General features: G+C 67.5%; 9 protein-coding genes and 2 pseudogenes. 6 read left to right on the plus strand and 5 right to left on the minus strand.

The genetic code is table 11. The features are described from left to right. On the plus strand, positions 1-1,432 hold a 1,432-nt coding region (locus tag BN13_RS08270; protein ID WP_321162901.1), incomplete at its 5' end, for a mycothione reductase. A gap of 46 nt (positions 1,433-1,478) precedes the next feature. Here BN13_RS08270 and BN13_RS08275 read toward each other — a convergent pair. Genes BN13_RS08275 through BN13_RS08285 form a run of 3 tightly spaced genes read right to left on the minus strand, consistent with a single transcriptional unit; the run spans position 1,479 to position 5,377 of the window. Beyond that, positions 1,479-4,538, minus strand: a complete 3,060-nt coding sequence (locus tag BN13_RS08275) for an NACHT domain-containing protein (RefSeq protein ID WP_157038504.1) — start codon at positions 4,536-4,538, stop codon at positions 1,479-1,481. A gap of 20 nt (positions 4,539-4,558) precedes the next feature. After that, positions 4,559-5,050 carry a toll/interleukin-1 receptor domain-containing protein gene (locus tag BN13_RS08280; protein WP_048545955.1) on the minus strand — a complete coding sequence of 164 codons (492 nt, stop codon included), beginning with the start codon at positions 5,048-5,050 and terminating at the stop codon, positions 4,559-4,561. 51 nt (positions 5,051-5,101) lie between these two features. Next, on the minus strand, positions 5,102-5,377 hold the full coding sequence (locus BN13_RS08285) for a hypothetical protein (RefSeq protein WP_048545956.1): 276 nt from the start codon (positions 5,375-5,377) through the stop codon (positions 5,102-5,104). On the opposite strand from BN13_RS08285, the pseudogene BN13_RS20915 reads away from it, so the two are divergent. The 3 genes and pseudogenes from BN13_RS20915 to BN13_RS08295 form a co-directional block, all read left to right on the plus strand. Beyond that, positions 5,370-5,636 (plus strand): annotated as a pseudogene (locus BN13_RS20915) (hypothetical protein); the annotation flags it as partial. The gene BN13_RS08285 and the pseudogene BN13_RS20915 overlap by 8 nt on opposite strands. Before the next feature lie 58 nt (positions 5,637-5,694). Continuing rightward, positions 5,695-6,174, plus strand: coding sequence for a carbohydrate ABC transporter permease (locus BN13_RS20235; RefSeq protein WP_235433988.1), 480 nt, complete (start codon positions 5,695-5,697; stop codon positions 6,172-6,174). A gap of 24 nt (positions 6,175-6,198) precedes the next feature. After that, positions 6,199-7,611, plus strand: coding sequence for an HNH endonuclease signature motif containing protein (locus BN13_RS08295; RefSeq protein WP_048545960.1), 1,413 nt, complete (start codon positions 6,199-6,201; stop codon positions 7,609-7,611). Between the two features lie 60 nt (positions 7,612-7,671). Here the strand turns inward: BN13_RS08295 and BN13_RS08300 are convergent, their stop codons facing one another. Beyond that, the gene (locus BN13_RS08300; RefSeq protein WP_048545961.1) at positions 7,672-8,067 is read right to left on the minus strand and encodes a MerR family transcriptional regulator; all 396 of its coding nucleotides are present in this window, start codon (positions 8,065-8,067) and stop codon (positions 7,672-7,674) included. 74 nt (positions 8,068-8,141) lie between these two features. On the opposite strand from BN13_RS08300, the gene BN13_RS08305 reads away from it, so the two are divergent. Both BN13_RS08305 and BN13_RS08310 read left to right on the plus strand, forming a co-directional pair. Further along, complete coding sequence (locus BN13_RS08305; RefSeq protein WP_048545963.1) at positions 8,142-9,326, plus strand: acyl-CoA dehydrogenase family protein; 1,185 nt, start codon at positions 8,142-8,144, stop codon at positions 9,324-9,326. Next, positions 9,323-10,868: pseudogene (locus tag BN13_RS08310) on the plus strand (acyl-CoA carboxylase subunit beta). The gene BN13_RS08305 and the pseudogene BN13_RS08310 overlap by 4 nt, the downstream one beginning before the upstream one ends. Before the next feature lies 1 nt (position 10,869). On the opposite strand, the gene BN13_RS08315 reads toward BN13_RS08310, so the two are convergent. Then, positions 10,870-11,493, minus strand: coding sequence for a Maf family protein (locus BN13_RS08315; RefSeq protein ID WP_048545965.1), 624 nt, complete (start codon positions 11,491-11,493; stop codon positions 10,870-10,872). Positions 11,494-11,533 lie beyond the last annotated feature (40 nt).

Here is an 11,533-nt window from a genome sequence, read left to right on the forward strand (position 1 = left end):
AGTGCCGGGCGGGCGTGGCGTGGCGCCGTCTACTGTGAGCGGGATGACGACGGCGCGCAGTTATGACGTGGTGGTGCTCGGCGCGGGGTCGGGGCGGTCGGTTCTGTCCGAGGAGTTGGCGCACCTGCGCACGGCGATCATCGACTGCGGGCCGTATGGCGGGACCTGCCTCAATCGCGGCTGCATCCCGACCAAGATGTTCCTGCACGTCGCCGAGGTCGCGGGCAGCCTGCCGGACCTCTCGCGCCTCGGGGTGGACGCGCACGTGGATCGGGTTCGCTGGCGCGAGATCCGCGACCGGATCTTCGACCGGATCGACCCCTTTGCCGCCTCTGGGCCCGCGGGTGCCCGGTCCGCCGGCATCGATGCGTATGTCGGTGCCGCCCGCTTCGTCGGTCCGCGCCGGCTCGTCGTCGCCGAACCGGGTGGCGATGTGGAGATCACGGCAGCCCAGGTCGTCCTGGCGCAGGGAGCGAGTCCCCTTGTGCCACAAGTGGTTCGGGACAGCGGGGTGGCCTTCCACGCCTCCGACACCGTGATGCGGATCGAGGACTTGCCGAGGCGGATGCTCGTCCTCGGCGGCGGCGTGATCGGCACCGAGATGGCGCAGTTGTTCTGGGGGCTCGGCGTCGAGATCACCATGGTGACGCGGGGTTCGCACCTCGTGAAGGGGGTGGGCGAGGACATCGGCCGGCGCTTCACCGAACTCATGTGGCAGCGGTGGGCCCTGCACCTGAACGCCGAGGTGACCTCGGTGGCGGAGCGGGGCGACGGCATCCACGTGGGGCTGGCGGACGGGACCGCCCTGGTGACCGACCTGCTGCTCGTCGCGGTCGGGCGGCGCCCGAACACCGACGGCATCGGGCTTGAGGAGGCGGGCGTCGAGGTGGCTCAGGCCAGTGGCCGGGTCGTCGTCGACGAGTTCGGGCGGACCAGCGCCGACGGTGTCTGGGCACTCGGGGATGTCTCCAGCGTGCACCAGCTCAAGCACCTGGCCAATGATCAGGCCCGGACCGTGCGCCACAATGTGCTGCACCCGGACGCACCGAAGCCGCTGCGCGACAAGGCGATTCCGTCCGCTGTCTTCTCCGACCCGCAATTGGCGATCGTCGGCGACACGCTGCCGCAAGCGCTGGCGACAGGCGCAGACGCGGTGGCGTTCACCCAGAAGCTGGGGGACACGGCATACGGCTGGGCCCTGGAGGACACGACCTCGGTCTGCACGGTCGTCGCCGAGCGGGGCACTGGCGTCGTGCTCGGGGCCCAGCTCATGGCGCCGCAGGCGTCCTCGCTGATTCAGCCGTTGATCGACGCGGTCGCCCGCGGCCTGAGCGCGCGCGATGTCGCCACGACGCAGATGTGGATCAACCCCGCCGCCATGGAGCTGATCGAGAACGCCCTGCTCGGCGTCGCGGAGGTCGCCACCCCCTGACGGCCGCTCCCCGACCTGCCGCACGGACTACGTCCGGACGACGTGCTCAGGTGGTCTCCGAAGCCACCAAGGTCGGTGCGGATGGAAGGGGTCCGAACCACTCCGCCGGAAGGCGTTCGGCGGTTCCGGGTGTCTGCCAGCCCAGATATCGCCAGGCGCGATCGGTGGCGCCGAGAAGCTCCTCGGTTTCGGGGTCCCAAAGGGTCCAGTCGCCGCCCCGATAGAACTCCCACCGCAGACGGACCGGCTCCCCGCTGTCGGGGTCCCAGATGCGGGTGCTGCCATCGATGCTGGCGGTGGCGAGGCGGGTGCCGTCGGGACTGTAGGCGACCGCCCACACCGCGCTGGTGTGGCCGGTGAAGGCGGTGAGGCGTCGATGGCCGGGGCTGCCTGAATAGGGAGCGATGACGAGCCCGCGCAGCGCCGGAAGTGCGTCCGCGCCCCGGGCCGAGATGACCTGGGTGCGCTGAGCATGCGCGTCGTCAACGCTCCCTGGCCGACCTTGGCAGTGCCGGAAGACGGCGCCGACGAGCGTGGTGGCCTGCAGGTCGAGGCCGGTGACATCGCACCTGTCGAAGACGGCCCGAGTCAGATCGGCCCCTCGCAAGCTGGCCGTACGCAGGTTGAGGCCGGTGAACTCGGCGTCCCGCAGCGAGCAGCCGCTGAGGTCGGCCCGGCTGAGGCCCTCGGGGAAGTCGCCTGGGGACAGGGCCAGGCCGCCAAGGGATACCCCCGCGAGTCGCGTTCTGCCAAGGTGGTGCCGGGGGTAGCGTGTGCCGACGGTCACGGCATACCAAAATGCGTTCTCTGCGGCCGTGTCGGCGCGCCCAGCCAGGATCCCAAGGGTATCGATCAAGGAGTCGCGGTCGTCCGCACGTTGCAGAAGCTGCCCGATGAAATCGAAGGTTTCTCGGCTCGGTCGTGGCGTGGCCCAGGCGGCCGTGGTCGCCTCCAAGCCCAGAGCCAGGCTGCGTATTAAGTGCCTCGCGAGGAAGTACTCGCGGATGGAGGTATGCGCAAAACCGAAGCCGTCATCTTCCCCACGGACGATGAAGGTTGCCGTTCGGAGGTCTTCCTTCCACAGGTCGGGCAGCCGGGTGGAGTAGGCCAGCTGCCACTCGGGTTCCGAAGCCATCTCGCGCAACAACCAGCCTTCGATCTTCGGCGCCGGCCAGCGCGACTCGCCGGATGCCCACATTGCCCCCGCCAGCCGCTCCATCAGGATCTTCTTGTGATCGGGGAGCAGTGTGTGCTTGCCATCATCCCGGTCCAGCCATTGCCAGACGAACCCGTCATAGAGATCGAGGGCCGTGACGGCTCGACCGGCGGCGATGGCCGCCTCCACCTCTGCCAACTGACCACTCAGCAGGCGCAGCAGGAGCGGCCGCTGGGCGAGGTCTCGCAAGTTGTGCACCGCGGCGATGGTGTCCATTAGGCGATTGACATCGGCGCCCGGGAGATTGGCGGCGAGGTATCGGCGGATCTGATCCTCGGAGAAGGGCAGCATCGCGAAAGCGACATAGTCCTGCGCCCGGATGCCCTCTCGGCTACGCCCCGTGAAATAACCGAGTTGATCGCGCAGATCCCTGAAGTAGTGGGTGCGACAGGTGAGGACCAGCTTTGGCAATAGCACATCCGTGCGCGGCTCGGCACCCGGCAGCGGAGTGATGGCTCGCCAGAGGAGGCTGGTGAAGCGATTCCCTTGGGCGCGGTCCATCTTGACGAGCACCTCGTCGAGACCGTCGAAGACGAGGACACACCCACCCCGCTGCACCGTTTCAAGAATCTGCCTGCCGGTGGGTTTGGCACCCAGGCTATCGGTGGAGTCGACGAGGAGGTCAAGAATCCGCTCCAGATTGGGCGCCGGCCCCAGCGCGCTGACGTCGAAGTCCCGGAAGTCGAAAAGCACCGGCAGCGGCGCCAGGGCATCCGCATCGTGTTTTGCTAGCAGGGCCTGCGTGAAGAGCTTTGTCGTCGTCGTCTTGCCCATGCCGAGATCGCCGAGAATCACGCACATCGGCGGTGCCTCAGCATCGATCGTCCACTCGATGAGTCGACCCACGGCGTCAAGGCGTTCGGTGCCGTCTGCTCCCGTCGTTGGCGCCGTTGCTGACGACCTATCGCGCAGCGCATTGTCTTCCAGCGCAATCGCCGCGAACTCTGGCGGCACCTTCTCGTCGGCCACCTCTGTCCGGTGACTTGTCAGGGTCGAGCGCCGGGCGTACTGGGCGACAACGTCCAATTGACTCAGGCGCGCGGCGGGCGGACTCCCCGCGTGGCCGCAAGGCGCCGAAGCCATGCGGCGCAGGGCCGCGACGGTGTCGCCGATGATCCGGTCTCTCGTCGTGGAATTGGCTGCCGCATAGGGGCGGTCGGCTCCGTGGGCTGTCTGAAGATCGAGACCGTCGGCAGACGCGCCGGGCGAGAAGGGACGAAGCACCTGCAGGTGATAACGACACAAGCAGAGCTCACTGATGGGTTCGGGCGGGTCGGCCAGATAGTCCGCCGACGCAAGGATCACGACCAGGTCTTGACGCCCCCACGGGGCGGAGGCTGGGTTTCGGCTACCCATTCCGCGGGCTCCCGTTGAGCTGATCTCGATCACCCTCTCCACCGACTTCAGGGCACTTGCCAGCCGGTCGATGAAGTCCTCCGCAGACTTGCGGTCCCGCTCACTCGACGCTTGATACGAGACATAGACCCGTACCGCCGGGGCCGGCACCACCTGAGCCATCTCAGGTGGAATAGTCCGCTCGCGGGCGTCACCGCGGGCCTCGGCGCGGGACAGGTCGGCCAGTTGCCGCCGGGTGGGAGACTCGCCCGTGAACCAGCAACGGCGATCGGCCGGATCGGCTCGCTTGTCGCTGTCGACTACGAAGTCAAATGATTGGCCTGCTGTCTCCGCAGCCTTGGCCACCTCACGTCGCAACTTCCGCAAGCTGGTCAGGCGAGCGACGTCGGATTCGCCGGTGGCCGTCAGGTCGAGGACCTTCGCCATCGAGATGAATCCCTCGGAATCGAGGTTGTCGAGGACTGCGCGCAAGCGCTCCCGGGGAGTGCGACCTAACTCCGGGGCAACGAAATCTGCCGCCGCCCTCGCACTCACCGCGTCCAGTCGAGGGCCGCTCACAGCTTCCGCCAGGGGGATTTCCCAGTCAGGGAATCCTGGATGGCGTTGGCCAACTCCAGGGCGAATCGGTCCTTCTCGGTCGCGCTGCACTCGGAGTAGAACTTGTCGCCGAGTCGAAAGATCTGATGCTCGTTCACTCCCTGCAAGAGTCGACGTTTCGGATCGAGGGGGAAGGGCTTGAGGCCAACCGGCAGGGCGCGCTTCGGCGCCTCGGGCCCGATGCAGGCGGGGATCTCTTCCTGGACTATGAAGTCGCTGGCGAAGAAGTTCGGCGACAGCAACTGCAAGATGGCATCTGACTCGTCGATCCGCGCCAGGATGTCGCGGCGCCACGCTTCCCCGATCTGAATGTGGCTCATCTCCCACCAGGTGAATTTCACACCCGGCAGCGTCTTCAGGTGCGGCTCGAGTCGGTCGAGCAGGCTCGCCTTCAGTCGACGATCTTTGCCTGCCCAGCTGAGGAAAGTGGCCGTTGCGTGAGATCCCATGACGCCAAGTTTGCACGTTGGGAACGATGTGGGAACGTTGGCGCGCGCCCGCTAGTCCGCGAGGGCCGCCTCCTGCATCCGGGCCAGGCGGTGCATCTGATCGCGGGTCGCCGGATAGAGGGCGAGGTAGTCGGCATAGAGCGCGTCATACAGCTCGCGGGTCCGGACGTCGGGCTCGATCGTCGTCGCGATCCGCGTCCAGTCGGTGTCCGGTGGCACCAGTCCCGTGCCGATCGCGCCGAGCAGGGCGTCGCCATAGCTCGCGCCGATGGTTTGCTCGGGGATGTCCAGCTCGGCCGAGAGCAAGAAAGCGGTCCAGATGTTCAAGGACCTCATCAACTGCGAGCCCTCCGGTGCGACGAATATCGCCTGGCAGGAACGCTATTCGGCCTTCGGCACGGGCCAGGCGGCCATGATCGGCCCCTGGAACTACGACATCCCGCCGCTGGATGACCCGGCTCAGTCCGCCGTCGCCGGCAAGTACGAGGTGTCGACGGTGCCCGTCGCTGACGGCGTGAAGCTCAACACCCCGGTCGGTGGCTGGATGATGGGCATCAACTCCTTCTCCACCGAGAAGGACATGGCCTGGGACTTCACTCAGTGGTTCTCCAGCCCGGCGGTCAACGCGTTCTTCATGAGCAATGGTGGCTTCGCGGCTCGCTACTCGCACGTCCACGGAACTGCATTTCGTCGGGCTCAAGAACTATTCGACGATCCTCACCTCCGGCCCGATGCTGCAGACCTTCGGGCGCACCTTCTTGCTACTCGTGGTGGTCCTGCCGATCCAACTGATCCTTGGCTACCTCGTTGCCAAGGTGTTCTATCGCGTCCGGGACGTCCCCGGGGCCGGCCTGATCCGCACCCTGTGTCTCCTGCCGGTCATGCTGCCGGAGATCGTGGTGGGGTTGCTCTTCGGGTACATGCTCAACCCCCGCGTCGGCGTCGTGAACTACTACCTCGGCCAACTCGGTCTGCCCAAGCCGGACTGGTTCGGCAGCACCTCCTTCGCCATGACGGCGGCTACACGCTCGTGTACGGCCGTTGACACCGGAAGCGAAGGTGGGTTGGCGCTAGAAGTGAAGGGCGGTTGTCGCCGGAATCGGCGTCGCGAGGCTTGCGGTTAGAATCGAACGGGTGTATTATCAAGTATGGCAGTGCACCCGATCGAGCGATTCGCTCCAGGCCCCGAATCCGGGCTGGAGCAAGTGCTCGACGCGGTGCGGGAGTGCCGCGAAGCCCTGGCGGATGTGCGCGAAGTAGTCACGATCGCGCAGTCGGATCTTGTGACTGAGCTGCTCGCGGAGCTTGGCGAGCTGGCGTTGGTGGTTGACGCTGCCGAAGTTGCTGTCGTCGCTGAGGCGGTGACGCGCGGTGTTCCGGGTGACGCGGCCGTGCCGTTGCCTGCCGCTGCGTGGGTCGCCGCCACGTCACGGCGCTATCAGGCCGGCCCGGAGGCGGGCCGTTTGGTGAAGCTGGCCGAGGCGGTGTCGCCGGCCACGGTGACCCGGTCCGCGGGCGTGTTGTCGCTCGGTCAGGACGGCGAGGCCCTCGGCGAAGCGATCCTGGATGCGCAGGTGCCGGTGGCGTGTGGCGCGACGGCGATTGCCGAAATGGCTCGGCTGGTGAAGCACCTGCGTCCGGAGTGCGTGTCTGCGGTGTGGGAGGCGTATGCCGCGCTCGCCGCCGGAGGCGACCCAGGTGAGGTTCGCCGCCTGCGACCGGCCATGCATGCTCGGTTCGGTTCGGCGGAAGAGCTGTCCCGAGACGAGGAGAAGGCCCGGACCGGTTCCGCCCTAAATGGTGGTCGGGTGGGCCCGATTGACGGGTTGACCGACTACCGGCTGACGCTGCACCCGGAGGCCGTGGCCATCCTGGAAGCCGCGCTCGACCCGCTGACCGAGCCGCAACCCGGGCCCGACGGCGAGGCGGATGCGCGCTCGTGGGCGACGCGGCGTGCCGATGCCCTGATCGAACTAGTTCAGCGGGCCGTGCGGGCCGCCGACGCGGTCCCGCTCAGGGCGGCCACCCAGGTCTCCCTCCTGGTGAAGGCCGCCGACCTGCGCGATGGTGCTGGCTGTGCGACCACGATCGGGACGATCGATGGGGGTCGGTTCCTGTCCATCGCGGCCGCCCGGGAGTTGAGCTGCGGAGCCGAGCTCGCACCGATCTTGTTGGATGACAACGACATTCCGATCGTGATCGGGCGCAGCAAGCGTCTCTTCACTCGCCACCAGATTCGGGCCCTGCACCTGCGGGACGGCGGCTGCACCTTCCCGCACTGCGCCCGCCCAGCAGGCTGGTCCGATGCGCATCACCTCGTCCACTGGGCCGATGGCGGGCCGACCGACCTCGCCAACGCGGCACTGCTCTGCAGTTATCACCATCACATCGTGCACAGTCGACGCTTGGCCGGCTGGGTCACCACGGCACGTGCGGACCCGCCCGATGCGCCGGGCATTGCCCGTCCGCCGGATGCGACAGGGGCGACTGGTCCACCTCGGGTTGTGTGGGATCTGGCGCCGGGAAGCTACGACGCGCGACGGCGCCCCAGGGTCGCCTGACCGCGCCCGCTGAGCCCGCCGGCTCGTGTATCAGCTTTGCCTTTCCAGCTCGTGTCTCAGCTATGCCTTCAAGTCAGCGCGACAACGCGCCTCAAACGTGTCCAGCTCGGCCAGCGCCTCGTCGAGATCGCGGCGGCGGGCCTCCAGGTCGGCGCGGCGTTCGTCGATCTGCGCCAGGACGTATTCCAGCTGACTCCGGCGGCCGCGGGGGGCGTCATACAGATCGATGATCGTGCGGATCTCCTCCAAGGGGAAGCCGAGGCGTTTGCCGCGCAGGATGAGGGCGAGGCGGGTGCGATCGCGTCGGTGATAGACGCGAATGGTGCCGCGCCGCTCGGGGGAAATCAGGCCCAACTCTTCGTAATGGCGCACCGCGCGATGGGTGATCGCAAACTCCTCGGCGATCTGCGCGATGGTCCACGTCTGCTCGCGTTCGAGCACCGTCCGGCTTGCCATGGGCCAGTATCCTGCTTTACGTTAACGTAAACGTCAAGCACCAATGATGTCAGCAATGGGGAGTGTCGCCGCGCATGTTCGAACTGAGCCAGGATCACGAGGACTTTCGCGCGATGGTGCGCGACTTTGCCGAACGCGAGATCGCACCCCACGTCGCGCAGTGGGACCGCAACCACCACTTCCCGACCGACCTGGTGCCGAAGATGGGCGACCTCGGACTCTTCGGTCTCGTGGTGCCGGAGGAGTTTGGCGGCAGCGCCGATCCGGAGGGCGGCCCGTTCACGGCGCTCTGCGTCGCCATCGAGGAACTCGGCCGCATCGACCAGTCGATCGGCATCACCTTGTCGGCCGGGGTCGGCCTGGGCATCAACCCCATCCTCACGTATGGCAGTGCAGCCCAGAAGGAACGTTGGCTCCCCGACCTGGTCTCCGGCCGGGCGCTGGCCGCCTTCGGCCTGACCGAACCGGATGCCGGCTCCGACGCCGCGGCAACCCGGACCAAGGCGACCCTCGACGGCGCCGACTGGGTGGTCGACGGCGCCAAGGCGTTCATCACCAACTCCGGCACGGACATCACCTCTGTCGTCACCGTCACCGCGCGCACCGGGGCCGGCGCGGATGGGCGGCCCGAGATCTCGGCCATCATGATCCCCCCTGGCACAGCGGGATTCGAGGTGGCACCGGCATACGACAAGCTCGGCTGGAATATCTCCGACACGCACGGCCTGAACTTCACCGGCGTTCGCGTGCCGCAGGACAGCCTCCTCGGGGACCGTGGGCATGGATTCAAGCAGTTCCTCAAGACCCTCGATGACGGGCGTATTGCCATCAGCGCCCTCGCCCTCGGACTCTTGGTGCGGATGCGGGAGGAGGCCGCGGCATACGCCCAAGAACGCGTCGCCTTCGGGCGGCCCATCGGAGCCAACCAGGGCGTCTCCTTCAAGGTCGCTGACCTCGCGGTGATGGAGGAGACCGCGCGACTGCTCACCTACAAGGCAGCCTGGCTGAAGGACCAGCAGGAGATCGGCAAGCGCAGCGTCGCCGAGGTGAAGCAGGCCGCCGCGATCGCCAAGCTCTACACCTCCGAGGCGGCCGTCACGGCCACCCGGATCGCGACCCAGATCTTTGGCGGGAATGGGTTCATGGAGGAGTACCCCGTGGCCCGCTTCTATCGGGACGCAAAGATCCTGGAGATCGGCGAGGGGACCTCCGAGGTCCAGCGCATGGTGATTGCCCGCCGCCTAGGGTTGTCGTCGTGAGCGATGTCGCCGACCTGCGGGCCCGCCTCGCCGCGGCGTATGCCGCGTCCGAGCGTCCCAGCGAGGCGGCTGCGGCCAAGCTGGCCAAGCAGAACAAGTTGTATGTCCGCGACCGCATCGCGCTGCTCGTCGACGAGGGCAGCTTCGTCGAGGACGGCCGCTATGCCAATGCGCGGGCCTGGGACTTGCCGGCCGACGGCGTGGTCACCGGACGAGGCCGCGTGGACGGCCGGCCGGTCATCGTCATCGCCAACGACCCGACCGTCAAAGCCGGCTCTTGGGGCGCGCGGACCGTCGAGAAGATCGTGCGGGCAACGGAAATGGCTCTGCGCGAAGAGCTTCCGGTCTTCTGGTTCGTCGACAGCGCCGGTGCCCGGATCACCGACCAGGTCGAGATGTTCCCCGGCCGCCGCGGCGCGGGCCGGATCTTCCACAACCAGGTGGCGCTGTCGGGCAAGGTGCCGCAGATCTGCTGCCTCTTCGGCCCTAGCGCCGCGGGCGGCGCCTATATCCCCAGCTTCTGCGATCTGATCATCATGGTCGAGGGCAATGCGTCGATGTATCTCGGCAGCCCCCGCATGGCCGAAATGGTCGTGGGGGAGAAGGTCACTCTGGAGGAGATGGGCGGAGCGCGGATGCACTGCACGGTCTCCGGCGTCGGGGATCTGCTCGCACACGACGACACCGAGGCGATCGAGCTGGCCCGGCTCTACTTCTCCTACCTCCCGCTCAACTGGAACGCGCCCGCGCCGACCTATGCCCCCGAGCCGCCGGCGAATCCCCTGACGCCACAATCGATTCCGGAGAAGGAGTCGCAACCCTTCGACGTCCACGAGGTCATCGACGGACTCGTCGACGACGATTCGTTCTTCGAGATCAAGCCGCTCTTCGCGGCCGAACTCGTCGTCGGCTTCGGGCGGATGAATGGTGAGACCGTCGGCATCCTGGCCAACAATTCCGCCGTCCAAGAGGCGGGGTGCTGTCCACCGATGCTAGCGCCGACAAGGCGGGTGCCGTCGATTCATCTGGCTCTGCGATGCCTACTCGGTCCCGCTCGTCTATCTCGCCGATGTCCCGGGATTCATGATCGGCTCCGAGGTCGAGCGCGGCGGCATCATCCGGCACGGGGCCAAGATGGTCTCGGCGGTGGCGTCCGCGACCGTCCCGCAGATCTGTGTCGTGGTGCGCAAGGCGTATGGCGCGGGGCTCTACGCCATGGGCGGGCCCGGGTTCGCCCCCGACGCGACCATCGCCCTGCCGACCGCGCGGATCGCCGTGATGGGCCCGGAAGCCGCGGTGAATGCGGTCTACGCCAACAAGATTGCCGAGATCGGCGACCCCGACGAGCGTGCCGCCTATGTCGCTGAGCGACGCGCGGCATACGAAGAAGATGTCGACATCGAGCGGCTGGCCGCCGACCTGGTTCTGGACCAGGTCATCGAGCCGGATTTCCTGCGCGACGAGATCATCGCCCGCCTGTCGTATGCCGCCCGCCGCGACCGCCACTTCGCCACCAAGCGCCGAGACATTCCGCCCGTCTGAGCTAGTCGACCACGTCGAACCAGGCGACGCCGACGTCGCGCAGCAAGTCACGCAGGAGCGGCAACGAGAGTCCGACCACATTGTGGTGATCGCCCTCGATCCCGGTGACGAAGGCGCCGCCGAGGCCGTCGACGGTGAACGCCCCGGCAACCCGCAGGGGCTCGCCGGTCGCGACATACGCCTCGATCTCGGCGTCGCTCAGGTCGGCGAAATGCACGACGGTGGACGCGGTCGCCCCGACCAAGCCGCCGCTACCCGCGTCCCGGTCGTCAATCAGCCAGTGACCCGTATGCAGGATTCCCGACTTCCCGCGCATCCGCTGCCAGCGCTCGATCGCCTCGGCGGCATCGGCCGGCTTCCCGTGCACCTCGCCGTCGAGTTCCAGCATGGAATCGCAGCCGAGCACAAGGGAGTCGGTGTCGTGGGCCACATCCTCCGCCTTCGCCCGGGCCAACGAGAGCACGAGATCGGCGGGTTCCAACGCGCCATACCGCTCGGCAAGGTCGGTGAGCAGGGCCGCCTCGTCGACCTCGCTCGGCAGCACGGACGCCGCGATGCCGACCTGCTGCAGGAGCAGCCGGCGAGCAGGGGAGGCCGAGGCCAGCAGCAGACGCGGGGGTGACATGGGACTCAATCTAGGCGTGACCGGGCCATGCCACGCGTGA

The sequence above is a fragment of the Nostocoides jenkinsii Ben 74 genome, assembly GCF_001046875.1.
Lineage (GTDB): Bacteria > Actinomycetota > Actinomycetes > Actinomycetales > Dermatophilaceae > Nostocoides_A > Nostocoides_A jenkinsii.